This window comes from Flavitalea flava, from assembly GCF_054461575.1.
On the sequence record NZ_JBTLQH010000007.1, the window covers coordinates 184,068 to 209,072 of the forward strand.

A 25,005-nucleotide genomic window follows, 5' to 3' on the forward strand; every position below is an offset into this window, starting at 1 on the left:
TAGTGAACAAAACGTATAAGTTATATAACGCAATAACTCTGAATATTACAGGTCAAAAGGAAACGGTACTGGCTGCACCTGTTAAAACTTCTGAGATTCGCAAGCATCAGCACCAATTTCATTTTGATTTTATTTCAATTTCCAAATTATTTATCATATATAAAATCCATTTGGAAAATCAGCCTGATATAATTCAGGGCATTGTGGCTTTCAGGCCGCAAAAAGGATTTCTTGATTGTGCAAATATGGAAATAAATGCATTTAATAAGCACGGAATATCTCTATATTCCGGAGTTGGAAAGAGTATGGTTGCTCTATGTTGCCAGTTTTCTATCGATGCCGGATTGGACGGTTTTATCTCATTTGAAGCAAAAAACAGACTAATTCCTTATTATAAACGGCTTGGAGCCCAACAAATTGGCCATAGCAAAAGAATGTTTATTGATGAAATTGCTGCTCAAAAATTGATATATTTATACTTTTAATTTTGTATATTTGAGTATATGAAAAAAGCTACCTATACACCTGAAAACATTGGAGGTGCCTGCATGACAGGTAGAGTAATGAGTAATACGGAGGCAAAAGAAGTCTCCTCTTTCATAGAACAATACAAAAGGAAAAAAAAATCTGATTCTGCCTCCAAAAAATCGAAAGGGTCTCTTCAAACTACATCCAGATCATTTAAATGATCTTACTTTTCTCCATTGCCAGAAAAAACAACACCTGATCAATTTAATGAGGCTTTTCGGACAGTTTCTTTTCATCCGGGCCTGGCTCCATCAACACAAATCTTTTTACCTGGCCAATGGTCATTTCATCCAGGACCTTTATTAATTCTCCATAAGAAGCCTCCTTTGTGGGCTTAATGAGCACAACAAGCTCATCTGCGTTGCCATATTGCCCTGCCATTTTTTTACGCTGCTGTATAATGATCTCCCGTAACGCTGAAGGCTGACCGGCAGTCTGCGCATGTTGCAGATCGGTCCCTGGATAATACCAGATTGTATGATGGCTTCCCAGGACCAGGTTGAGTGTTTTCCCCGCCGCCGTTTCTGAGGAATCTTTATTGCTCCGGTCATCCGGTACATGGAGCCGCATGGCAGTTGGCCGGGTCATCGAGGTGGTAAAGATAAAAAAGGTGATCAGGAGGAAACCCAGATCCACCATAGGGGTCAGATCGACCCTTGTGGAAAGTTTAAATTTCCTGGTTCGCTGTTTTTTCCCTTTGTTCCGGTGTTCGTTGGTTTGTAACTCAGCCATACTATACAGATTCCATTATCTTATTTATCCATAGAATTTACCTGTAAATTGCCGGTTAAATACATACCGTCATGGAAGATCCTTCCTTACAGCCCAACCCGGAACTCCTTATGGACCTGGTCAATATGAAAATGCCCTTTGGCAAATACAAAGGAACGGTCTTGTGTAACCTGCCTGTTTCTTACCTGGAATGGTTCCAGCGGGAAGGGTTTCCAAAAGGTAAACTGGGGATGCTTCTGGGTACTATGTACGAAATCAAATCCAATGGACTGGAGAAATTATTGGAACCGCTGAAGAAACCTGGATTTTGAGAAACCTTGATTTTAACTGTAGCCGGTATGCCAGGTTTTCGTGAGAAACCCGCATTAATTTTTAACATTTCCGAAACTTTTCGTATTTCAGGAAAAGCCCTATATTTGATCTACGAAGCCGGACGTAGATGATGAATCCGGCCGGTCATTAGCTCATTTTATCCTTCATTTTAAAAATATACCGGCGATGAGATCGAATTTCCCTGAATACAGAATAGATACCCCTAAAGGTTTGACTGGAATTCATCCAGTGAAAAAATATTTCCTGAAATTATCAGGATGTTTGAAGTTATCGGGCTTGGCGGCCCTTCTGCTGGTGCTCCATTCCGGCGTATCCGGTCAGGATATAACCATGTCTGGCCCAGGGACCAGCAAGGATACCAGTGGCGACAAAATCAACGGGTATGACGAGATCGTTATCAAACGCAAGAGTGATAAAGATGTCAAAATTACCGTCGAGATCAAAGACGGGCAGGTGTTGGTCAATGGTAAACCTGCATCTGAATTCAATGATGACAATGTTTCCGTTCGCAAAAAGAAGATAAGGATAATGGATGGCAAGACTTTCACCTTTTCCGTTCCTTCCGTGCCGGACAGGATAGAGATGCCCGATTTGGCTGAACTCCCCGAACCGCCAGAAATACCCGAAGGCGCTATTAATGGCATCCCTGCCGTACCAGGTTTTCCTGATGGATCTCCCTTCCGGGAAAACGGTGGGACCAGAAGTTATGGAGGTGATAATTGGTCCGGGAATACCAACAGGGCCCTTTTGGGGGTCACTTCCGGAAATGCAGAAAAAGAGGGGGAAGGTGCGAAAATTAAAGAAGTAGCGAAAGGGAGTGCCGCAGAAAAAGCGGGTCTTCAAACAGGAGATCTTATCACGAAAGTCGATGAAATCACGATCTCCGGACCGGAAGCTCTTTCGAAAGCCGTTCGTCAATATAAACCCGGTGACAAAATAACACTCGCTTACCAAAGAGAGGGTAAAATAAATAAGACTACTGCCGTCCTCGGAAAATCCAAACCTGTTAACAGGGTCTTTCATTATAATTATGCCGTTCCCAAAGGGCAGAATTTTGATTTTAAAATGTCCCCGCCGGGGGGTGCTTATGGCGAAGCCTTTGGTCCGTTTGGGAATAACAGGCCAAGACTTGGTATAAGGGCTCAGGATATCGAAGAGGGGAAAGGCGCAAAGGTATTGGACGTCAGTGAGGCATCCGCCGCTGAAAAGGCAGGAATTAAAGAAGGCGATATCATTACCCGCTTTGACGGAAAGGAAGTGAATAATGCCGCTACCCTGGCGGATCTTGCCCGGGAAAGCAAGGATAAGACCAGCTTAAAGATCAGCCTGATCCGGGATGGTAAATCCCGGGAAATCGAAGTAAAGATTCCCCGGAAATTAAAGACGGCAGACCTGTAAATTCCACTTTAGGGAGGGGTTACCAAATAAGATGCAGGCCATTCAAAAGGGGTCGTCCGGGTAGGAAAAACTACCCGGACGACCCCTTTTAATTTTGAAGGCCGGTCAGGAAATGCGCCCCGAATATGGTAAATTTGCCCTGCTCAAATAAGGGTATAAATACAAATGGCAATCAATTACGATGCATACGAAATAGTGATAGGCCTGGAAGTACATGCGCAATTATTAACCGAGACAAAATTGTTTTGCGGTGACAGCGCTGCCTTTGGAGGAAAACCCAATACGCAGGTTAGTCCTGTGACCCTGGGTTATCCGGGTGCCCTGCCAAAACTCAATAAAAAAGCGGTGGAATTCGCCATCAAAATAGGATTGGCGTGTCACTGTGAAATAGAACGGAATAATTATTTCGCCCGTAAAAATTATTTTTACCCGGATCTTCCAAAAGGGTATCAGATATCACAACATACCACGCCGATCTGCAAGGGGGGGAAAGTTGCTATCCGGACTTCCGAAGGAGAAAGGAATATCCAGCTTAACCGGATCCATCTGGAGGAAGATGCCGGCAAAAGCCTCCATGATGTCGATCCTTCAAATACATGCGTGGATTATAACCGGGCCGGTGTTCCCCTTATTGAAATTGTAACGGAACCCGATCTGCACAGTAGTGAAGAAGCCTACGTTTACCTTACGGAATTGCGTAAGATCCTACGTTTTTTGGAGATCTGTGACGGGAATATGGAAGAGGGAAGCATGCGCTGTGATGCGAATGTTTCGGTACGGTTAAAGGGGATTAAGGAGCTGGGTACAAAAGTGGAAGTAAAAAATCTTAACTCCATCCGTAATGTTAGACGGGCCATCGATTTCGAAGCAAAAAGATTGATGAATTTGGTCGATGAAGGACTTCCTGTCTTACAGGAAACCAGGAGTTTCGATGCAGGGGAAGGGACCACCTTCTCCCTTCGTTCGAAAGAAGAAGCTAATGATTACCGGTATTTTGCAGATCCAGATCTTCCTCCTTTCGTAATAACCGATGAATTCCTGGAGAAGGTCAGAGCCTCCCTTCCGGCCTTGCCCGAAGAACTGGCGGCAAAATATATCAGGGACCTCCAGTTGACACCGTACGATGCAGGGGTGATCTCCGATGATAAGGATACGGCTGATTATTTTGAGGAACTGATCAAAGAAACCCGTAATTACAAAGCTGCCGCCAACTGGTTACTGGGACCGGTTAAATCCAGTCTTCACGATCAGGGGTTATCCTTAAAAAATTTCCCGGTGACTCCGGGAACCCTGGCAGGGTTAATACAATTGGTTGAACAGGATAAACTGAATTTTTCTATTGCCTCCTCCCGGATCTTTCCGGTATTGATAAAAGAGCCTTCCCGGACCCCCCTCGATATTGCTGTTTCCCTGAATCTTATTCAAAGTTCGGATACGGACGAAATCGCGGCCTGGGTGGAACAGGCCCTGGCGAAAATGCCCGATAAGGTAATTGAATACAAAAAAGGGAAAAAAGGACTTATTGGTTTATTTGTCGGAGAGGTAAAAAAGTTGTCCAAAGGAAAGGCCGATCCCAAAGTAACCAACCAATTACTATTGGAAAAATTGGATCATTGATACAAAAGAAACCTGATAATTATGTTAAGAAGAGCTTTTTTGTTTACCATGTCCCTACCCCTGTTCTTTTCCTGGTCCTGCCATGAGAAAGTAAAAGGGACCTTTACGGTTTCGGGAACGTATAAGAATGCGGAAAAACTGGCTGGCCTTGAAGGACCCGTTTCAAAAGTATATTTACTGGAAGTGCCGTACGGCAAAGACCAGCAACCCATAGCCCTTGATTCAGCCAAAGTCTCCGGATCAAATGGCAGCTTCAGTCTTTCTGCCCTGACCCGGAACCAGGAAATTTATGAATTGGTGTTCGGTAATAATGTGATCGCCATACCCCTGGTGAATGACGTTCCGGAGATAAAAGTGAATGTCGATCTGGCCAAAAAGGATGAATTTTACGAAGTAACCGGTTCCGAAGCTACCCGTCAGCTGAAGGACCTGATCACGATCTTCGGAAGAAAGAATTATGAGGTGGAAAGGACAATGGCGGATATGGATAGCCTGAAGCAGCGTAATGCAGCCGATAGTGTTATCATGGAAGCTACAAGCAAAAAAAACAGCGCCATCCAGGATCTGAATACCTATCTGAAACAATTTATCAATACCAACGGTAATGCTACGGTTTCGGCTCTTGCTTTAAGCTGGTCCTCACGGAGTTTTTCCAAGGATGATTTTGAATCTTCGTTGAATGAGTTGTTGAAAAGATTTCCGGACAACGGGGTATTTAAAGGAATGAAACAAAATTATGAGCAACAATTGGCTATGATGGCTGAAAAAGAGAAAGAAGAAGGAGGAAAGGCATGGCTGGGCAAGCAGGCTCCCGAACTTTCGCTTCCTGATACCAAAGGGCACCCTGTCTCCATAAGTTCCTATAAAGGAAAATATCTTCTCGTCGATTTCTGGGCCAGCTGGTGCGGACCCTGCCGCGCCGAGAATCCCAATGTAGTCAGTGCCTGGCAGGAATTTAAAAACAAAAATTTTGCCATCCTCGGGGTATCCCTGGACAAGGACAAAGATGCCTGGTTGAAGGCGATCGGGGATGATAACCTGGAATGGACCCATGTAAGCGATCTTAAGTACTGGAACAGCAAGGCTGCAGAAGTTTTTAAGTTTAATGGAATTCCCTTCAATGTATTAATCGATCCGCAGGGGAAAATAATCGGGGAAGGTCTAAGGGGAGATGAGTTGCAAAGTAAATTAAGAGAAGTACTGAAATAGAGCCGATAGGTCCAATAAAAAAGAGGGTGCCAAAGTAATTGAGGTACCCTCTTTTTTATTGGAAAAATATGTGTCAGAGATTCTGATCACCAGGCTTCAGGCTTTTATTTGCCTGCATTTCTGCCTGGGGAATCTTTAAATTAAATCGTGGATCATTTGCGGGGAGCAGGTAATTATCAGGCGCTGCATGATTGGAGCTTGTGCGGTCGATGGGGGTCTGCATTCTTTTTGCATCCAGCCAGTCGATACCAAGCTCACCGTATAACTCTTTTCTCCTTTCCAATAGAATCTCGTCGATCAGGTTCTGACCAGTATTGCCGGATTTAATGGCTGCAGGATCCCGGTTTTGCTGCAGGGCGAACAACAAATCACCTGCATCGGCCTTTCCCTGTCTGGCCTTTGCCTCGGCCCCGATCAGGTACATTTCACCCACCCGCATCATGTTCAGGGATTCATTAAAATCTATCATTTTCTGATCTGCGGTTTTCCCGTTCATCAGCGTTACAGGAGAACCGCTGCCGGTGCCGAATTTATTGGTGGCCGCATAATCCGGTTCCGCCGGATCATTATAATAAACAAAGAAGGTATTACGTATATCTGTAGCCGAGAATTTTTCAACCAGCTCCCGGCTTATATAAAATGCATCGTAACTTTGGCCCGTTTGTTCGAAAAATGAACTGGGCGTTCCGTAATAAACGGTCTGACCTCCATTCTCCGTAGTTTGTGGAAATCCCCACAAGACTTCGGACGAGGTAAGCCCATTATAATTGTCCGGATAACCCGTGGCATCGAGTGAGTGACCCTGGATGGCATTTTGTGCGGCAGTCTCTGCATCGGCCCATTTCCCCTGTTCCAGATAGATCCTGGCTGCCATTCCCCAGGCCACATTATTGTTCACCTGATCTTTCAGGAGCTGGCCCGATCCTGTGTTTTGTACGGCATAACCAATATCATTGTTGATCTGGTCAAAGGTCTGCTGCAGGGTCCCCCTTGGATTTCCTGTAGTAGCGGCTGTAGCCGGAGTCGTATAAAGAGGCACCCCAGGTGCGTTGGGATCTTTCAGATACGTAAACTGGAATTCACGGGCAAGTTCAAAGTAGAACCATGCTCTTAATGCCCTTGCTTCAGCGATGAGGCTTTTTTTATCCGTCTCGCTGATGCCTGAGCTTTTCCCGGTACCATCGATCAGCACATTCACCTGATTGGCCAGTTCATAGAAAAAATACCAGGTGAATTTTACCCGGCGATAGGTAGGCTCCCGGTTATCATTGATATAATCATAATAATAACCTCTGTTGGGATAAGGCATTACAATATCCTTTCCTTTGGCGACGCGGGTCAACGAAACCGAATTATACCCCCAGGTATCCGTTTGGCCGCCCGCGGCTCCATCCGTACTTTGCCATTGGCTTCGTATCGAACGATAGATCCCGTTGAAATATACCCTTACGCCCTCAGTGGAAGCAAAAACATCATTAGCTGAAGAACTGTCGGTCGGTTTGATCCCATCGATAAAATCTTTTTTGCAGGCGCCCAGGAAAAGGACCAGGGAAAGCCCCATGTATAACAGGCTTAATTTATATTTATTTTTTTGCATTGGTCTGGAGGTTTAAAAGTTAAGATCAAGCCCTGTTGAAAATGTCTTGAAAGGAAAAGCATTGCCATTCGCATAGCCGTTGACCGAGGATTCCGGATCTGAACCTTTTTTGAGCTGATCCCAGGTGAAACAATTATCTGCCTGGATAAATATCCGCAGGGTTTTGACTATTTTTTGAGCAGACCCCGGAACAACTGTATAACCAAGTGTAATATTTCTGAGCCTGATATAGTCTCCGCTGAATAAAAAACGAGTGGATAACTGCTGTTCGTCATTACCCGCTGGATTTAATTTGGGAACATCAGTAAGGTCTCCCTTTTTTTGCCATCTCTGTAGTTCGTCCGTATGCAGTTGCGCACCATATCCTCCATAAAACCCATGCATAAGTTTGGCATAATTGCCATCGTAATATTTCCCCCCGAAGGCATAATTGAACAACAGAGTCAGGTCGAAGGCCTTATACTTAAGCCTTGTTGAAAAACCTCCTGTATATTTCGGGATCCCGGACCCGACCCATTTACCATCCGCCAAAGCAAACGTATCGGTCATTCTTTGTTTGCCGGTCGGTTGGCCATTGCCATCTTTTTCATTCATCCACCATCTGCCATGCCCTGTTTCGGGGTTGACGCCTGCCCATACCGGCAGGTAAAATTCATATATGGATTTTCCGCCCACATTCCGGAAGGCACCTTTGGAGGCAAAGGTATTCTGGTCAGGCAACAGGTTGATGATCTTATTTTGAAGCCAGGTCAGGTTGAGATTCACATCCCAATGGAAGTCTCTGCTGCGAAGAACAATATAGTTCAGGTTTATTTCCACCCCTTGGTTTTGCATTTTACTGATATTGGATACAATAGTTCCAAAACCCGAGGAAGGTGGCAGGGGTTGAAATTGTATTAGATCCCTGGAGCTTTTCCGGAATAGATCCACGCTTCCGTTCAGTCGTCTGTCGAACAGTTCGAAATCAATTCCGATATTGGTGCTCAGATTTTTTTCCCATCGGATATTATAATTGGCCAGTTGATTCAGGTATACACCCACATTGGCGAGATCGTTGTATCCGCTGGCAAAGGTATTTATATAAGGAAAATAACTCCGTCGAAAGGCAAGCGGATCGGTGGGGTCCAACAGGGCATTATTGCCCGTAACGCCGTATGAGCCTCTTAATTTCAGCAGATTGATGAAGGTCGCTGTTTTTAAGAATTTTTCCCGGCTTAGCAGCCAGGAAACTCCTCCTGCCGGGAAGGTTCCGTATCGTCTGCCAGGAGCAAAAATGGAAGACCCATCTCTTCTTATCGTGAATTCCGCGAAATATTTATTTGCGTAATCATATTTTACCCGGCCCAGGTAACTGACAAGCGTAGAGGTAACTGTAAACCCTTCCTGCAATTCACTGGTCGATGCATTGCTCCATTGCTGCTGACCATTGAATCCAAAACCCGTTTTGGATCCGGACAGGGATTCGTAATTATATCTGTACGACTCATAGCTGGCCATAGCTTCGAAATGATGTTCTCCCCACCGATGGTCATACCCAACCATATTGTTCCAGGTCCAGGAAGTGACAAGATCCTGTTCGCGGTATATACGTCCGCCCACCGAGGCCGCATCCCCATAATCCTTGTTACCAAATTGCGATTGGTCCTCCAGGCTCCTGTTGATCCCGAAACTGCTTTTATAGAACAGGTTTTTAGTGAAATTTATCTGCCCGAAAGTATTGAGGTTGACCAGTAACCGGTCGTAATTCCAGTTATCCAGGTTCACTGTTCCCACCACATTGGAAGGTTGTAATACGGGTCTGCGCACATTGACGGTGCGGTTAGGAACGGGGTTGCCATAGTCGAATACAAGCTGTCCATTCTGGTCCTTCAGCAATTGGCCATTTTCGTCCCTTGCGTATATGGGGAAGACGGACGATACTGTCCTGCCATAATTAACCAGGTCGCTAAAGGTTCCGGTTCCCTGTGCGGGATAATTTTGTTTGGAAGAAATGATATTTGTCTTTGCCCCGATCTGGAACCAGTCGGTAAGATCCGTATTATAATTAAAGGTCGTCGAAACCCGTTGATAATTGCTTTTTACAAGATAGCCGTCCTGGTTTAGCAAACCGGCAGAAAAATAATACCGGGAACGATCCGTTCCTCCTCCTATCCCAATATTGATATCCTTGCGGGAAGCCTGACTTCTTTCCAGGGCTTTTGTCCAGTTATCATTCCATAACAAACTGGCTCCCGGAAGCAATTTTCCGTTGGTATCAACGGGGTTGGCGAGTGCACTATAAGGATTATAATGAAAACCGCTCTTGATCAGGTTCTGTGTGGCTAATTTAGCTGCCTGACTGCTGGTGGCGGGGTTGTTACTGGCCGCATAATTGTTCTTCATGCCTTCCCATCCCAGTTCGAATTGTTGCCGGGTATCCAGGTAAGGATAATCGGCGTTGGCCCGGCTGGAAAGACCATAAACTGCAGATAACGAAATGGAAGGGGGAGCATTCTTTTTACCGGTTTTGGTATTGATCAGAATAACGCCATTCGCTCCACGCGATCCGTACAAGGCTGTCGCGGAAGCATCTTTTAATATGGAAAAATTATCGATATCCGTAGGATTGATCATATTCAAATTGCCGTCATAGGGGATGCCATCCAAAACGATCAAGGGGTCCGGGCTGGCGGCTATCGAAGCTGTCCCTCTGATCCGGATAACGGGATTCTGTCCCGGCTGCCCATTGGTGTTGACGACCTGTACTCCGGGTGCAGTACCCTGCAAGGCCTGCCCAATGGATACGACCTGCTGATTTTTGATGGTTTCTGCCTGTACAACGGAAACGGCCCCGGTGATTTCGGTTTTTTTCTGGATTCCATACGCCACAACAACCACTTCCTGTAAATTATTTATAGGAATGGCCTTTAGAACAAAAGTAAGGTTTTCTGAAATGGGCACCTCCTGCGTTGTAAAATTTAAAGAGGAAACGACAAGGATCCTGGAAGCCGAAGGCGCAGAAATGCTGAAGACCCCATCTGTAGTGGTGCTGGTGCCACGACGGCTGCCTTTGATCTGTATGCTGGCACCTTCCACGGGATTTCCTTTATCATCTACTACTTTTCCGCTTACGATGCGGCTTTGTGCCCATAAGGATCCGCAAAATAAGACAAGAGTGCATAACACAAATGCAATTTTTCTCATCATCTTTTTAGTTTTTAATGGTTAGCAACTACAATCCCCTGGCTTAATCCCGGGCTTTTCCTTAAGAAAAGCGATCGAGGACCAGCTTGTTGTGATAAGTTTTTCTTTAATAAGAGCAGTAATGAATAATCTTTTATAACGACAAATGAGATCTTGCAGAAAGATCCGTCGAATGTAGTTAACCCCTATGAAATATGGGGCGTTTTCTCTGTGAAGGAAGTATGTCGAATTCCGGGAGCTTAGAAATATGGATAGTTTCTTTTACTCCGGCTTTGGTCACGATTACAGAATGAATAAAACCATCTTTACCTGTAATGAACTCAATAGTGCGATCATTATTGTCCGCACGGAAAAGTTTTGTTGGTGATTCCTGGAAAAGCTCTGCCGACTCGCTTTTTATTTTTTTCAGGGATGGGCTGTAACGTTAGCCGCTATTCCCAGCAGATCGATCATCCAGTTTTTAGTCAATTTTTTTAGCGTCGCCATCGCTTCAAAAGAAAATTTAAGGTTATTGTTTGCTCCGTACAACAGAATGTATGTAATTGCAGCCCATGGAATTTATCGTTTCCCTGCCGTTGTGCTGCAATCTGTATTAAGAAAAGGTGCTTTCACCCTGACTGAGTTAATATTTGCAATACCTTAACCAATAAATCTTAATACTCTGGAGTTTCGTTTATAAAGGAGTGTTTTTCCTAACAGGATGTGGAAAACTCTCTATAAATTTGCATTTGACATAATCACAACCGTATATTTGAGAGCAAAGTAAAATTTAAAGTCAATCAACCGCTAAAACATGACGCAAGAAGCTATCCGTCAACAAATTGATGCCATCCGTCAAGCATCCGCATATGCGAGAAAAACTCCCGAGACAGCTCGCCAGTTTCTAGTGGAGGCTGGAATTATCAAGGAAGAACCTAGGGGCGAAAAAACACCTAAACTCCAAACAAAGAAATAATTGGCCTGCCATCAGCCTTTCCAAATTATTGGTTTTCATGGTTGTGAACGTAAAGTAGGCTTGAAAATTTTGAATGGGGAAGATTTTCTCCGTCCAAGTGATAATCCATGGGACTGGTTAGGCCCTGGGGTTTATTTTTGGGAACAAAATCCTCATAGAGCTAAACAATATGCGGAAGAATGCGCAAATGGGGACCAGAAATTCAGCGGAACCATCGAAACTCCCTTTGTTCTAGGCGCAATTATCGAGTTAGGGCGTTGTTTAAATCTTATCGAACCAGATTCTATTAATATAGTTAATGAGGCACATTCAGAATTACGAAGTACGATGCACGACGCAGGAAAGAAACTTCCTGAAAATGTCGATGCTAACCGTCGACTCGATTGCATGGTATTGAAATATGTTCATCAGTCAAACAAAATCACCGGGCGACCTAGTTACGACACTATTAGAAGCCCATTCCATGAAGGTGGGGAACTATACAAGGGGGCAAATTTCTCAAAACGCCTTCATATGGAAGTGTGTATTCTGAACACTGAATGCATAAAGGGTTATTTTCTACCTCTCCCACATGAGACATTCAACCCTTATTTAAATACTCCATTTATACGTAAAGCAAGTGTCTCTCTTACAAGCCCTCCAAACCCTTCCCTTTCGGCCTAAGTTTGAACTTATCGTTCTTTGCCTCATAAATCTCCAAAAATTTCGCAAAACTAGGTCTATAGAATTCATTGAAGTTATTCCCGCTGTCGCTTCAATAACCAAAGTTTGCCCACTCTTATTTGCGGTATAAAAACCCCAACTAAATGATAAACATGAAAACTAAAAACCCCATAAAACGTTGTAAAATACATTGTTATGGGGTTTTGCATGTGGTCTCGTCCAGAATCGAACTGGAATCCAGGGCTTCGGAGACCCTCATATTATCCATTATACTACGAGACCATTAACTTATGCGAGCGAATTTTAAGACTATTTCAATTTATTCTGGCTTTTCCGGCACTATTTCAACAACCCGCTCAGGTTGCTGCTAAAGATCTTTACTGAAATAGCCAGCAATATTACGCCAAAAAATTTACGTATGGCAATCATACCTGCCGCTCCCAGGATTTTTTCTATTTTATCCAAGGATTTCAGGACGGTAAAGATAATGACCAGATTGATCAATATAGCCAATAATACAGTTGTTGTTTCAAAATTTGCTTTGAGGGATATAATGGTGGTAAGGGTACCCGATCCGGCTATGAGCGGAAATGCTATAGGGACCAGCACACTGGCTTTTGTATGTGGGTCGGTCTTAAAAAATTCCACCCCCAGTACCATTTCCAGCCCTAAAATAAAGATCACGATTGAACCGGCAACGGCAAAGGAACGCGTATCCACACCTAACAATTGCAGGAGTTTTTCCCCGCCAAATAGAAATACAACCATCAGCAGGCCGGAAATAAGCGTTGCCTTCCCTTCATGCAGACCCCCCAGTTTTTTTTTGAGCGCATGTAATAAAGGGATACTGCCGATAATATCGATTACCGCAAAGAGCGTAAATGTGACAGTAAGTAATTGATCGATATTCGACCCCATGAATACAAAGTTACCTTATCCGGGCTGTTTTTCGTGCCTGATTATCTTTTCTCAAAACCGGTGGGCTTATGCCGTTCCTTTTCCTCCGGTTCTTTGTTGGACAGGATCTCGTATTGTAAAGGTCCAGGATTACCCTCTTTCTCAAAAAGCCTGATCACGCATCCATAGTTCAAGGAAAATACCTTAAAACTATCGATCAGGGGTGTATCGGTAATATAGGAAAGGATACTTCGGATCACTCCACCGTGTGCCACTATGGCTACAGGCATTTCGGCTGCTTTCCGGATGGAATCAAAACATCCGGTCACCCGTTGGTGAAGATCCAGGTAACTTTCTCCATCCGGTATGCGTACCTGGACAAAATCCTTCATCCAGGGGTCGATTTGGTCTTTCGGCAATTCATCCCAGCTTTTCATTTCCCATTGACCGCAATGGATCTCCATCAGCTCCTTATGCAGCTGAATGGAATGCTCCGGAAACAAATGCCCGGCCAAACCGGCGCAACGTTGCAAGGGACTGCTGTGCACGGCTCCCATATTTTGAGGCATATACTCCCTGATGATGGCTGCTTCCTGCAGAAAACTGCCGGTTACCTCCAGATCAGTCTGGCCGTAACAGATCCCTTTGGCAACGGCCGGAGTAGTATGGCGTATCAAAAAAATTTCTTTTGTCATAATATATATCTCCAGATAACCGTGAACCCAAGATAAAAAATAATTTCCGTTACCTGCTGAATGGCGCCCAGGCAATCTCCTGTATACCCCCCGATCCATTTCTTAAAATATTTTGTCATTTCGTAGGTCGTATATAACATAGGGACGGTCACCCATAAAAAGGACAGGGGTAAAAAAGCAAAGGGAGCCAGTGCAAACAGTATGGCCAGGATAAGTTCTCCGGTACTCAATTTGTTATTGGCCATGGGTTTGGCTTTGCTTTGATCGGGATCCGAGGCATAATCCATTCCCTGAATGACGAGGATTGGCATTAGCCTGCTCATTGCGTGGGCGGAGATCAGTGCGGTTATAACATAACGGTAGTTGAAGAACACGGAACTGGTAGGATGCGCCAGGTCAGGGGTGAAGGAGGGGAGTTCCCTGAGTAGCAAAAATTTACTGCTCCACATGGCCAGAAGGCCAATAGCGCCAAAAGCACCGATGCGGCTGTCCTTCATGATCAGCAGTATCTTTTCTTTGGTCCAGCCTCCGCCGAATCCATCGCAGGTATCGGCAAATCCATCTTCATGGAAGGCACCGGTAGTAAGGAGTCCGGCGATCATGGAAGAAAGGATCCCGATATCTACGGAAATATATTTGGAGAAAACAAGATAAACCAGCGCAGAAATGGATCCGACTATCCATCCGATCACCGGGAAATATTTGGGAGATTTCTGAAGGTAGTCAGGAGAGTGATCGACGATCCGGGGTACACGGATCCGGGTTAGGAACATCACTGCGGTTAAAAAGACCCTCCATTCTTTTTTCATAGTTGCATAGTTGACTGATAGCCGGTTTACTATTTTTTTCTGCTATTTCCTGCTCACCCCTGCTGATTCGAATGAAGCCATTTCCTGCAGGAAAAGAAGGGCTGATTGTACGATTGGAAAGGCCATGGCGGCGCCTGTTCCCTCTCCCAACCGCATACCCAGGTTTAACAGGGGGCTTGCATCCAGGTATCGCAGCATTTTCTCGTGTCCCTGTTCTCCGCTCCGATGTGAAAAAATACAATTTTTTTCTAACAACGGATCGGTTAGGCGGGCCACCAATAAGGCTGCCGTAGTGATGAATCCATCTACGAGGATGATCATTTTTAATTCGGAAGCTTTCTGATAGGCACCAGCCATCATGGCAATTTCGAATCCACCGATATGCTGCAGGATCAATTCCGGATCAGGAGATGAAGACAGTGCAGGAAAATGAAGTTTCGCTGCTTTCTCCAGCGTTGCTCTTTTTATTTCCAGCTGTGCCTCATTCATTCCTGTACCCTTTCCGATACATTGATCCAGGGGAATGCCGGTTACAACGCTCATAATAAGAGAAGCTGCTGAGGTATTGCCGATACCCATTTCGCCCAATCCGACGCAATTACATCCTTCCTTAAAAAGATCCTCTATAACCCTTTTGCCTGCTTCCATAGCCCTTAATACTTCATCTCGGCTCATGGCATTACCTTCCAGATAGTTTTGGGTGCCATAACCGATCTTTTCACGGATCAGTTTTTCGGAGGATGGCACCCCATCAAAATCGAAATTCACACCGGCGTCCACTACCTTTAATCCGATAGCATGCTGACGGCAAAAAACATTAATAGCGGCTCCCCCCCGCAGGAAGTTCAGCGCCATTTGCGCCGTGACCGCCTGAGGATAGGGATTGACCAGACCGGTGGCTGCAATTCCATGATCTGCCGCGAATACAAGGATATGCGGCTGGCTGATATGGGGATGGGTGGTTTGTTGGATCATCCCAACCTGAAGAGCGATCTCCTCCAATCTGCCCAAGGCACCCAGGGGTTTAGTTTTTCCATCGATCTGAGCTTGTAACTTTTTTTGTAAAGTGAGGTCTGTATAGGCAGGTTGAATTTGCATTTTCTTTTCTTTTAAAGTGATTCTGATTTGACCGCGAAGGTCGTAGTTTGAAGCGAAACTTTTTACCGGACACTATACAGGCAGCAGATCGCAAAAGTAAAATCCCGTCTTGTCGGTCGTAATGCAAGGATCCGTTGCATCCCTTGTCTTCGAAGGGGCTTGATAATTCCGGTAAACGATATCTCCCTTTTGAAATAATATCGGATCTTTAAAAAGAGGGCCTTCAAAAACAAAGGAATGATATTCTCCGTTTTCTCCACAGGGATCTACATTTTTTGGGAGATCCTCCAGAAATGACGCGTCGATCAGTCGTCCGCAAAAACTTTTGTCCAGGTATTGATCGTTCACACAAACGATAATTGCCTTGAAACCGGATTGCAGGAACGATGCCACCAATTCAGTGGTGGAAATTTTCCATAGCGGAAAAACGCAGGAGATGTCCAGTTTTTGTAATTTTTCTTCCCGGTAGCGCCTCAGGTCCTCCAAGAAAATATCCCCGAACAGGGCATGGGAAAAGCCATTGTTTTTCAGGAATCTGACTTTTTCCATCATTGCTTGCTCATATTCCTCCATACCCGGCTCTTCAGGTAATTCAATGGTCTGCAAGGGCAGGCCAACCGAGGACGCCTGTAATTGCAACAATTCTCTTCTTACCCCATGCATGGACACCCGGTTATGATGGGCATTAATGCTGGTCAGCAGACAGTCGACCTTGAATTGCTTTTCTTCCATGATCCGGTGCAGGCATAAAGAGGAATCTTTGCCTCCACTCCAATTCATATAAGCCCTGCCCCCCTTGCCCCCTAAAGGGGGAATTGGTAACATGTTGCTATTTTGAGGCAGTTCAATCATTTCATTTTTAAAATATCTTCCGGGAATATAACTCCCCCTTTAGGGGGTTGGGGGGATTTTACTGTTACCGGAATACCGCTGACCATAAAAATCACCTTATCGGCTTTGGCGGCGATATATTGATTCATCCATCCGTGCAGGTCGGTAAATTTTCTTCCGACCTCCGTATCCGCGTGGATCCCCATTCCTATCTCGTTACTAATGATTATCAATAAGGCATCCTGTCTGCATACTTCGTTTATTTCATTTTTGCAGGCTTCCAGGCATGCCTCGATATCGCTGTTCGTATCCGCAAAAAAGTTGGTAAGCCATAACGTAATACAATCGATGACAACTGTTTTACCCTGCAGCGGAAGACGACCAATCTGCTTTTCTTCCTCAATGGAGGTCCAGCGTTCATCCCTATCCCGCTGGTGCCGGTGGATCCGTTCCCGAAATTCTCCGTCCCATTTTCGTGCTGTTGCCACATAAACAGGATTGGGGCTTGCCTGAAGGGCTAATTCCTGCGCATGCCTGCTTTTGCCGCTACGGGCTCCTCCGGTAATAAAGATCAGGCCCCTCCCGTCCCCTAAAGGGGAGGCTGTTAACATGGTGCTATTATTGTCAGTTGCATTCATTTCAATCCTTTTTTCATTCAAAAATCTTCTGGATTATTATTCCCCCTTTAGGGGGTTAGGGGGTTTAATTCCAGGAGACAGTTACGACAGAGACAATCCTCGTAACGTTCTTCCAGGAATTTTTTTTCTTCCGGGTTCAGACCGATACCGAAACATTGGCATTGGGTGATATCTCCAACCTTACATTCAAAGGCTGACTTGCACCGGGGACAATATTTTTCTTCATGTTTACACATGGTGATAGACGGGTTCTGTGACGGTGGAAAATTTATGCTGTAAATTTTCCGGTACCTGAAAAATGGCAGGATGAAAAAGTGCAGCCAGTAGTTCAATACCATCAGTTAACGTACCCGGGCTGGGCTGTGTGAAAAGATCAAAATCCGCCACAAAGACGTTCCCGTTCTTTACGGCCTGTAAATCGCTCCAGCCTTGTTTTCTCCGTAATAAATGTAATTCTTCCTTAGCCCTGCCGGTATGGAATCCGCATGGTGCAATCACCAGCACCTCCGGGTCATACCGGACAATTTTTTCCCATGGAGTAACGATACTATCTCCTCCCGGATTGGACAGCATATCTATTCCACCTGCATACGCGATCTGGTAGGGGATCCAATGCCCGCAATTATATACCGGCTCGATCCATTCCATGAGCAACACTCTCCTGAGCGGTGCCCGATGATTTCGTAAGGTATCCAGGATGCCGTCTATCCGTTTTTGCAGGGATGCCAGGTAAATATAGGCGGCCTCCTCTTTCCCTAAAGCTTTGGCAATGGTGATCGCCATCCGGAAGGCTTCGTCCAGGTTCCCCGGTGTCAGGGGTATCAATTCCGGTTGTTTGTTTAGTTTGGCCACCGCTGCGGCTGTGCAGGCTGTATCGATCTGGCAAACCTCGCAAACGTCCTGGGTGAAAATTATATCCGGCCCGATAGCCTGTAAAAGATCTTCTTCCACATAATACAAACTCTTGCCCTGTGCCTTGGATGCGGAAAATATTTTATCGATCTCCGCACTGCTGTAATTTTTTCCTTCCAGCATACACCGCACAATGGCTGGTTTGCCGGATGCTTCCGGCGGACACTCGAAAGTCCTCCCATAAAGCAGGTCCTGCAGACCCATGTCATAGATCATTTGGGTGGCGGCAGGAAGAAACGAACAGGCTTTCATATAAAATAAATTTAATCAGGCGGCGAGCCTCAATGAAGTATACCTTTTTTGCATCCATTCGAAAAGGCCGAATAAGATGGCGCTATACAATAAGGTGCCTTCCAGGAATCTGCCTTCATAAGGGATAGCAGCGATCAGGCATTCGATATATCCGGCAAAGGTTTTTGGATAAAGAATACCCATTTGCCAGGCTCCGATATCGGTAATGATCCAATGGATCAGCACACAGACCAGGCTCCCAAGAAGGACGTTGGTTAGGGATACTTTTTTTATAAAAAATTTGCCTGCCAGTACCATCAGGGCAAACGCGATATAAGTCCAATACCAACCTGTATATAACAGACCGGTCCTGTACTGTGAAAAGATCGTAAAGGACAGGATCAGGTCACCGATGAATAAGGTGAGCAGGGGGAATCCGACAGCTTTCCAGGAGTTGGAAAAATAGGCGCCTCCAAATAAGGCCATTGCCCCTATCGGAGTAAAATTACAGAGGGGGGACAGGTCCTTTCCCCAGGTTGCTAATATTCTCAAAACGCCGACGGCGAGAATAAAGATAAAGAGGGCTGCGGAACGGGGATTGAATTTTGGTATAGACATATTCAGTGTATTTAAAAGCTCTTTTTACAAATCAATATTATGACGAAAGATCAACGTATTGCTTACAGATCAAGGGTAGCTCCTCCGGTTATCATGAACGGAATAGAGTTATAACCGAATATAGTAAAGAATTTTTTGTTAGTGATATTTTTGGCATCCGCAAAAAATTTCAATTTTTTTACCGGCTGGAATTCAGCATAACCGTTCAGAATAAAATAGCTGTCCAATGGCACATCTGCAACCTGATAGCCGCCTACATCATGCCGTTTGCTTTCATAATGCCCGCTAACGCTGATAAATAGCTGACGGGTTGCCTGGAGGCCTAAAGTCGCATTAATGGTATGCTTAGGTCTTCTAAGTGAATACTGGTAGGTGGTATCTTTATAGTCAATGCGATTCTGGATCTCTTCCGACGATTTAAGCCAGGTGTAATTAGCGGTAAGCGACAATTGACGGGTTAATTGCACCCTGTTTTCCAATTCTATTCCCTGAGCTTTTTGCCTGCTGGCATTAAAATAGGTGTAGGTAGTATAATCGAAATCAAGGCCATTCTTTATCTTCCTGTAGTAATAGGTAGCCCTGGAATTCAAGATGGCATTGCTGTATTGTATTCCTCCTTCATAATTCAAAGATGTTTCCGGCTGAAGATCAGGAGAGCCATATGAAGAATATAATTGATAGAGGCTTGGCGCCTTATACCCTGTAGCAATACTTCCATATATTTTGACCGATCTGCGCAAAAGGAAAGAAGGATTGAACGTATACGTATAATTGCTTCCATATCGGGAATGGGTATTTAATCTTCCCCCCAATTCGACATTGAGGCCGAAATGACTATTAAAGAACAAGGATCCGTACATGGAGGTCTGGCTAAGCGAAGTGTCCTTGAAATTCCCCGGATAGGTGCCAAAAGAACTAATAGATACGGAAGTATCATTCATAGACGCGTATCGGTAATCCGCTCCTGTTAAGAGTGTAAACCCATTTCCGAGGGATGTATTGGCGAATAGCTCCGTGAATTGGGTAATTCCCTGGAATTTATCCATGTAATAAGGCTGGCCAAAAACGCTGTCTTCCAGACTCGTTCTTTTTACCGTACCATACCGGTAGTTACCATTGAGGGTTACGTTTGGCAATTTGTATACAAAGCCCCCGCCCAGCAACCAGTTTTTGCTGGTGACATCATAGTTTTTTGCATCTGCAAATGATCCGGCATCGATTCCTGTTTTATACCGGCTGTATTGTGCAAATCCTTTTACCGTTAATTCTGCCGTAGGGGTCCAGGCAAGATTGGTAGTAACAGCATTTCCGGAATAATCATCACGGTCGAAATTCCCCTTTTTACTGCTGTCATAGGCGGCAGAAAAACCATCGGTACGCAACCGGGTATATTTAATGCTGTACGTGAATTGGTTGGCCTTCCCAAAAACCTGGAGATTACCCTTGTAGGTGCCATAATTTCCTCCGGCAAGGCTGGCCCTTACATTGAAAGGTTTTTTTATATCCCCTGTGGTGATAATATTGATAACACCGGCAATCGCGTCCGATCCATATAAGGTGGATTGTGCTCCTTTTAATATTTCTATCCGTTCGATATTGTCCGGAGCAATAAGGTTGATATCGAATTCATTCCCGGGAGTGGAGGGATCGTTTACCGGAACGCCGTCGATGGTGATCAGGGTTCTGCCGGATGCGGCTCCTCTCATGTAGATGCTTTGAACGGAACCCGTATTGTTCAGGGCCCCACCAACGGTTATTCCTGCCTGCTCATTCAGGATCTGGCCTAAAGTCTTCGCTGTGCTTTTTTCCAATTCCTCCTTGGTAATGATCGTTACTACCTTTCCTGTCTCATTTTGTTTTACCGGAGATTTGGTGGCCGTTACGATCACCTGGTCCAGTTCTTTGACGGTGCTGTCTTTTTTGATCTTTGTTCCAGTCTGCGCCATTAAGCCGCTTGTGCCGGCTGCCGATAACATAAGCATGGCCATTAGTTTCTTGCTCATTCCACATGTAGATTTTTGGTCTCCTTATTAATGGAAACCATTGGTTAATTGAATGAGCCTTCGGAAAAAATGAAAATAAAGTAGAAATATAAATTGCCTGCCTTATAAGGAGGACATTTTACATTCCATGCCTTTCACCCGAAAGCCTTGAATGATAAAAGATCCTGGCAGGTCTTCTGGCTTGCTCTGCTGTTCGACACCTTCCCATCGTTGATTGGACAGTGGTATGAAGATCGAACAGGGGGTACTGGGAGAGCTTACAGCTACGGGGATAGCGCCGGATTTTCACCGGTCTTCCCTTTTAATGGCGCCTGGGCGCCAACCAAAATCGGCACAAATCTACAATAAAATGCTGAATAGAGAACATATGACGGTTGACTCAGTTCTGATGTGGATTAAAGAGGTATCCTATTTCGTCTTAAAATTTAAAGATAACCCTGCAAAATAATTGATTCCGGGTGCGGCATTATAATAGCGGGCCGAAGCGGGGGTGGCTGCCGCCGCATTGATATCATTTCCAAGGCTGTACCGGGTATCGAAAAGATTGTCTACACCGCAAAAAATATCCAATCTCAGTTTGCTGCCAAGACCTTTCCGGTATCCTATCCTGCCGCCCAATAAATTATAAGAACCGGCATAGGCCGAATTTGCATCATTCAACGCAATACGGTCAGCATAGGTATAGGTGGCATTCAGGTAAAAGCCGGGCCTTAATGCCAGGTCCAGGCCTGCTACCGCGGATTGCGGAGGAACGCTGGGGAGGCGGTTGCCGGAATAATCGCTTCCTTTCTGTATAAAGTCCCTATAATGGAAATCATGCCAGGTATGGCTGACCCATATTCGTGCATTGCTGAAAAACCGGCGGGGGTGATCAGCAAGCTGGTAGGAGAGAAAACTCTCCAACCCATGCTGGTTCGTACCTCCTGCGTTAATGGAATATGCTACTCCGGCGGTATCGATCCGTTGTACAATCGTTTTATTCAGATGAAAATAAAAAGCATTGATATCGAAATAAAATTTGTTGTTGAACAGGCTGCCCCTGGCGCCGAGCTCATAATCGAATCCATCTTCGGGTTGTAACGGGGGCCCAACGATCCCATTCGACTTCTGCAATTCCTGAACCGTAGGCGTTGAAAAACCACGGGCTGCGCTGGCATACAAACTTAGCCCGGCAGAGATCTTTTTTAACACGGCAATGCGGGGCGCTACTTTGTTATTGAAGTTTATCTTATTGGTGACGGAAGGCAATACCGAAGTGCGGGTAAGATTAACGGAGGATTTATTAAAGCTGGCTCCGGCAGTAAGCGTCCATCCCCCCTTCATTCTCCAATCGGCCTGCCCGAACAGGAGGTATTGCCAATTGTTGATATGATCATCTGTTTGCAGGCTATCCTGAGAACCCAGGACATTTTTATAATCCCGGGTCTCAAAAAATCCTTTCTGTGCTTCCGCTCCGGCATTTAGTTGCAGAAGACCGCTCCCCAGGGGCGCCTTGTATTGGAAAACAGTGCGGCCACCAAAATGAGGTTCTTGTCTTATTTCATAGACCCGGATCCCGGGATTGGTAAAATCGGTATAGGCTCCATATACTGCCGTGGTATTTTCCCAATGCTCATTGAACTGGTATTCGTTGCTGAACCCTGCCGTGAAATTCTTTTGATAAATGGCGGCCTTTGTCTGAACGGCTCCGGGCTGTCCTCCGGCAGGAGGGCGGGCTGACCGGGGGGCTTTGTTGTACTCCGCCAGGTTTAGCGCCCCGGGAGTCTGATAAAAAAGATCTCCGTATAAAATATAAGCGTGGATCGTTTGTTTGTCGTTTGTTTTTAGTAAGGTTTCCCAACTGAGAATGTCCCTGCGCATTTGTGACTGAGCCCGGTAACCATCACTGGTCTGATGGGAATAGCTGATCATATTGCGGCGATCGGTATCTCCCAGCCGGAGGTTTACATTCATACTGTTGTTGTGGAAACTGCCTCCTACATAGTCTGCACTAACCCCATTTTGCCAGGCGGCTGGCATACTATTGATCAGGACGGCTCCCCCGATCCCCGCGCCATACAGACTGCCGGCCGTTCCCTTAATGATCTCGACCGATTGAAAATTGTAGAATCCAAGCTGGTTCAGATAAGTATTGCCCCCGGGATCGGTAAGCGGGATCTCGTTCCAATAGATCTTGATATCTCTTACTCCGAAAGGAGAGCGGAGGGAACTTCCCCGGATATTCAACCGGTAGCTTCCCGGTGAACGCTCTTCCATTCTAACCCCCGGTGTAGTGTTTAATGCCTGCAATATATTGGTATTGCTAAAACGGTCCAGGCTGGCTTTCCCTACAAAACTGACCGGAGCGCCAACATCAATTAATTTGCGATTCTGGGCATAACCCTTGACTACAACTTCTTTTAACGATCTTATAGTTAAGGAGTCTGTCGATAAATTTTCAGGCTGGTCCGACTGTGCCGAAAGTGAAGAACAGGTAAAAGCAAGGAGGATAAGCAGTAAACTTCTAGGCATCCGGTTGGATTTTGGTTTGGTTTTTTTGTGCCGGATAAAGTTAGAACAGAATATTCATTATCTTTCAACAATCCGTTGTAATTGGTTGGGATAACCGGCTAATGATTGACCTTCGGTCTGAACGCCAAAGACGTTCATTAACGATAATCAGGTATTTATGAGCCCAAAAAAATTAAGCTTGTTCGATCTCACTATGATCGTGGTGAGCCTGGTTATTGGTATGGGTATTTTCAGGACGCCTGTGGTGGTAGCTTCAAACGCGGGCACTCCTTCGGTTTTTTTTCTGGCCTGGCTGCTGGGCGGACTGGTGGCTCTTTGCGGCGCGCTTACCTATGCGGAGATCGGTTCCAGGTACCCGGTGACTGGTGGCTATTATAAGATTTTTTCGTACGGCTACCATCCCTCCCTGGCATTTGCCGTCAATTGTATCATACTGGTGTCCAACGCGGCCTCCACTGCTATTGTGGCCGTGATCGGTTCGGAATATATCGGTCATTTTTTTTATGATGGCCCTCCTCCTGAACTATTCAAGCAAGGGGTAACGATCGGTGCCGTAATTATTTTTTACGTGATCAACCTGCTTGGCTTAAAGATGAGCAGCCGGGTTCAGAATGTGCTTACCCTGATTAAAATTTCATTGATCCTTTTATTGCTGATTTCTGTCTTTGGGCATCACAGCGAAGCGCTCCCTTCGGTAAACCAATTACCCCCTTCCCCTATTCCGGGTGCTTCCGGACAGGCTACCGGTCATGGCAGTATCCTGACTTTTTTTAAATCGCTGGGTGTATCTCTTATTGCCGTATGTTTTACCTATGGAGGATATCAGCAGTCCATCAATTTTGGTGGAGAAGTAAAGGAACCCGCCAGGAATATTCCACGTGGGATAGCCTATGGCATCACCATTATTATCCTACTTTATCTTTCCCTCAATTTTGTATATATCCGGGTGATCGGGTTTGAAAATCTGAAAACGGCCAATTCCATAGCCGCTATCCTGATCAATCATCTTTTTGGTCCGGTTGGGGAATCTATTTTGCGGGTCCTTATGTTCCTGTCCGTATTGGCCTATGTCAATGTGCTGATGATGAGCAATCCCCGCGTCATGTTTGCGATGAGCGAGGAAGGCATCCTGCCGGCCATCTTTAAGAAAAAGACTGACAAACAGGAGGTTATCCTGTATTCCTTAACTGCCTTTTCCCTGACGATCATAATCACGCTGCTTTTCAGCAGTACGGTGGAAAAGATCATTAATTATACTATTTTCCTGGATTGTATCGGTATGTCTACATCAGCAGCCACCATTTTTATTCTTCGAAAACGGAAAGTGGGGGAAGAAGGGGGAACTATTTACCGGATGAAATTTTTCCCCTTGCTTCCGCTGATTTTTATCCTGGCCTATATCGCGGTGGCTACGAGTATCGTATTGGATGATCCGGCATCTGCCCTTTATGGGACACTTGTGTTTGCCTGTTTTTTTGCTTTATACTTTGTCGTACGGAGGCCGGAAGCGGGTTTGGTTAAAAGTTAATCCAGGGTTTATTTAAGTA

Annotated in this window: 22 protein-coding genes, 1 tRNA gene and 1 riboswitch; of the genes, 8 read left to right on the forward strand and 15 right to left on the reverse strand. The window is 45.2% G+C overall.

Translation table 11 applies throughout. From position 1 onward, the window contains the following. Positions 1 to 2: 2 nt before the first annotated feature. Entirely contained in the window at positions 3 to 485 is a 483-nt protein-coding gene (locus ACX0G9_RS09615) for a hypothetical protein (RefSeq protein WP_459064678.1), read from the forward strand. A 247-nt stretch (positions 486 to 732) separates the two neighbouring features. Here ACX0G9_RS09615 and ACX0G9_RS09620 read toward each other — a convergent pair whose 3' ends face one another. After that, the gene (locus tag ACX0G9_RS09620; RefSeq protein ID WP_459064679.1) at positions 733 to 1,260 is read right to left on the reverse strand and encodes an ExbD/TolR family protein; all 528 of its coding nucleotides are present in this window, start codon (positions 1,258 to 1,260) and stop codon (positions 733 to 735) included. A 71-nt stretch (positions 1,261 to 1,331) separates the two neighbouring features. On the opposite strand from ACX0G9_RS09620, the gene ACX0G9_RS09625 reads away from it, so the two are divergent. The 4 genes from ACX0G9_RS09625 to ACX0G9_RS09640 all read left to right on the forward strand — a co-directional run bounded on the left by ACX0G9_RS09625 (position 1,332) and on the right by ACX0G9_RS09640 (position 5,817). Continuing rightward, positions 1,332 to 1,571: a DUF3820 family protein gene (locus ACX0G9_RS09625; protein ID WP_459064680.1), complete on the forward strand. Its 240-nt coding sequence runs from the start codon at positions 1,332 to 1,334 to the stop codon at positions 1,569 to 1,571. Positions 1,572 to 1,854: 283 nt separating this feature from the next. Then, entirely contained in the window at positions 1,855 to 2,991 is a 1,137-nt protein-coding gene (locus ACX0G9_RS09630) for a PDZ domain-containing protein (protein ID WP_459064681.1), read from the forward strand. Between the two features lie 165 nt (positions 2,992 to 3,156). Continuing rightward, the gene (gene gatB, locus ACX0G9_RS09635) at positions 3,157 to 4,608 is read left to right on the forward strand and encodes an Asp-tRNA(Asn)/Glu-tRNA(Gln) amidotransferase subunit GatB (RefSeq protein ID WP_459064682.1); all 1,452 of its coding nucleotides are present in this window, start codon (positions 3,157 to 3,159) and stop codon (positions 4,606 to 4,608) included. Positions 4,609 to 4,629: 21 nt separating this feature from the next. Next, the gene (locus ACX0G9_RS09640; RefSeq protein ID WP_459064683.1) at positions 4,630 to 5,817 is read left to right on the forward strand and encodes a redoxin domain-containing protein; all 1,188 of its coding nucleotides are present in this window, start codon (positions 4,630 to 4,632) and stop codon (positions 5,815 to 5,817) included. 73 nt (positions 5,818 to 5,890) lie between these two features. Here ACX0G9_RS09640 and ACX0G9_RS09645 read toward each other — a convergent pair whose 3' ends face one another. Together ACX0G9_RS09645 and ACX0G9_RS09650 are read right to left on the reverse strand one after the other, a co-directional pair. Continuing rightward, on the reverse strand, positions 5,891 to 7,414 hold the full coding sequence (locus ACX0G9_RS09645; RefSeq protein ID WP_459064684.1) for a RagB/SusD family nutrient uptake outer membrane protein: 1,524 nt from the start codon (positions 7,412 to 7,414) through the stop codon (positions 5,891 to 5,893). Positions 7,415 to 7,426: 12 nt separating this feature from the next. Further along, on the reverse strand, positions 7,427 to 10,600 hold the full coding sequence (locus ACX0G9_RS09650) for a SusC/RagA family TonB-linked outer membrane protein (RefSeq protein ID WP_459064685.1): 3,174 nt from the start codon (positions 10,598 to 10,600) through the stop codon (positions 7,427 to 7,429). Positions 10,601 to 11,390: 790 nt separating this feature from the next. Here ACX0G9_RS09650 and ACX0G9_RS09655 point away from each other — a divergent pair. Both ACX0G9_RS09655 and ACX0G9_RS09660 read left to right on the forward strand, forming a co-directional pair. Beyond that, positions 11,391 to 11,552: a hypothetical protein gene (locus tag ACX0G9_RS09655; protein ID WP_459064686.1), complete on the forward strand. Its 162-nt coding sequence runs from the start codon at positions 11,391 to 11,393 to the stop codon at positions 11,550 to 11,552. Then, positions 11,553 to 12,215 carry a hypothetical protein gene (locus ACX0G9_RS09660; protein ID WP_459064687.1) on the forward strand — a complete coding sequence of 221 codons (663 nt, stop codon included), beginning with the start codon at positions 11,553 to 11,555 and terminating at the stop codon, positions 12,213 to 12,215. A gap of 210 nt (positions 12,216 to 12,425) precedes the next feature. Here the strand turns inward: ACX0G9_RS09660 and ACX0G9_RS09665 are convergent. The 12 genes from ACX0G9_RS09665 to ACX0G9_RS09720 all read right to left on the reverse strand — a co-directional run bounded on the left by ACX0G9_RS09665 (position 12,426) and on the right by ACX0G9_RS09720 (position 23,458). Beyond that, positions 12,426 to 12,497 (reverse strand) — tRNA-Arg (locus ACX0G9_RS09665). A gap of 57 nt (positions 12,498 to 12,554) precedes the next feature. Beyond that, the gene (locus tag ACX0G9_RS09670; RefSeq protein ID WP_459064688.1) at positions 12,555 to 13,133 is read right to left on the reverse strand and encodes a MarC family protein; all 579 of its coding nucleotides are present in this window, start codon (positions 13,131 to 13,133) and stop codon (positions 12,555 to 12,557) included. 41 nt (positions 13,134 to 13,174) lie between these two features. Then, positions 13,175 to 13,807: an alpha-ribazole phosphatase gene (gene cobC, locus ACX0G9_RS09675; protein WP_459064689.1), complete on the reverse strand. Its 633-nt coding sequence runs from the start codon at positions 13,805 to 13,807 to the stop codon at positions 13,175 to 13,177. After that, positions 13,804 to 14,616, reverse strand: coding sequence for an adenosylcobinamide-GDP ribazoletransferase (locus tag ACX0G9_RS09680; RefSeq protein ID WP_459064690.1), 813 nt, complete (start codon positions 14,614 to 14,616; stop codon positions 13,804 to 13,806). The genes cobC and ACX0G9_RS09680 overlap by 4 nt, the downstream gene beginning before the upstream one ends. Before the next feature lie 42 nt (positions 14,617 to 14,658). Further along, positions 14,659 to 15,714, reverse strand: a complete 1,056-nt coding sequence (cobT, locus tag ACX0G9_RS09685) for a nicotinate-nucleotide--dimethylbenzimidazole phosphoribosyltransferase (RefSeq protein ID WP_459064691.1) — start codon at positions 15,712 to 15,714, stop codon at positions 14,659 to 14,661. A 72-nt stretch (positions 15,715 to 15,786) separates the two neighbouring features. Then, complete coding sequence (locus ACX0G9_RS09690) at positions 15,787 to 16,539, reverse strand: Dph6-related ATP pyrophosphatase (protein WP_459064692.1); 753 nt, start codon at positions 16,537 to 16,539, stop codon at positions 15,787 to 15,789. A gap of 23 nt (positions 16,540 to 16,562) precedes the next feature. Continuing rightward, a complete protein-coding gene (locus ACX0G9_RS09695) occupies positions 16,563 to 17,183 on the reverse strand; it encodes a bifunctional adenosylcobinamide kinase/adenosylcobinamide-phosphate guanylyltransferase (RefSeq protein ID WP_459064693.1) in 621 nt (206 codons plus the stop codon). A 47-nt stretch (positions 17,184 to 17,230) separates the two neighbouring features. Next, positions 17,231 to 17,521 (reverse strand): cysteine-rich CWC family protein, encoded by a 291-nt coding sequence (locus tag ACX0G9_RS09700; protein WP_459064694.1) that lies wholly within the window; start codon positions 17,519 to 17,521, stop codon positions 17,231 to 17,233. Beyond that, the gene (locus ACX0G9_RS09705) at positions 17,412 to 18,347 is read right to left on the reverse strand and encodes an ABC transporter substrate-binding protein (RefSeq protein ID WP_459064695.1); all 936 of its coding nucleotides are present in this window, start codon (positions 18,345 to 18,347) and stop codon (positions 17,412 to 17,414) included. The genes ACX0G9_RS09700 and ACX0G9_RS09705 overlap by 110 nt, the downstream gene beginning before the upstream one ends. Positions 18,348 to 18,362: 15 nt before the next feature. Next, positions 18,363 to 18,944 carry a DUF6580 family putative transport protein gene (locus tag ACX0G9_RS09710; protein WP_459064696.1) on the reverse strand — a complete coding sequence of 194 codons (582 nt, stop codon included), beginning with the start codon at positions 18,942 to 18,944 and terminating at the stop codon, positions 18,363 to 18,365. 62 nt (positions 18,945 to 19,006) lie between these two features. Then, entirely contained in the window at positions 19,007 to 20,947 is a 1,941-nt protein-coding gene (locus ACX0G9_RS09715) for a TonB-dependent receptor plug domain-containing protein (protein WP_459064697.1), read from the reverse strand. A gap of 149 nt (positions 20,948 to 21,096) precedes the next feature. After that, a riboswitch (cobalamin riboswitch) is annotated at positions 21,097 to 21,289 on the reverse strand. Positions 21,290 to 21,355: 66 nt separating this feature from the next. Further along, complete coding sequence (locus ACX0G9_RS09720; protein WP_459064698.1) at positions 21,356 to 23,458, reverse strand: TonB-dependent receptor; 2,103 nt, start codon at positions 23,456 to 23,458, stop codon at positions 21,356 to 21,358. 157 nt (positions 23,459 to 23,615) lie between these two features. Here ACX0G9_RS09720 and ACX0G9_RS09725 point away from each other — a divergent pair, with 157 nt between their 5' ends. After that, on the forward strand, positions 23,616 to 24,986 hold the full coding sequence (locus ACX0G9_RS09725; RefSeq protein WP_459064699.1) for an APC family permease: 1,371 nt from the start codon (positions 23,616 to 23,618) through the stop codon (positions 24,984 to 24,986). Positions 24,987 to 25,005 lie beyond the last annotated feature (19 nt).